This window comes from Protofrankia sp. CiP1_Cm_nod3, from assembly GCF_982290655.1.
Map to the genome: position 1 here is coordinate 5101 of NZ_CEVIVD010000014.1, position 477 is coordinate 5577.

Sequence of the window (477 nt, forward strand, 5' to 3'; positions counted from 1 at the left end):
ATCGACATCATGTCGATGTTTGCGAAATCATCAGCCTGTTCACAGGCTACCATATGGGAGACCCTCAAGGGAGATCACGCTGACGGGCACGACGATTCCCGGGGCACGACGATTCCCGGGGATCGACGAGTCTTTTGTGGGCATGTCCGCCGAATATGGTCGGGTACGCGCGGTGCTCATCACGGCCACCGCACAGCCCGAACCCGAATCATGCGAAATCACCCTCCGTACACCACGCCACTGGACGCGACCGGACGGCAGGCTCTCGCCGACCAGGGATCCACCGATCGCGACAAGTGACGGGTTGTGAAAGTTGACGAGTGAGGCCAGGACAGCGCCGATCCGTTCCGAGACGGTCTGTATCGCCCGCCGCGCCGAGGAGCTGCCGTCGGCGGCGAGTTTCGCGGCGTCCCAGGCGTTCACGACTTTCTACGCCCGGTCGCCGCCGGACCGCACCTTCTGCCTCGGAGACAACCG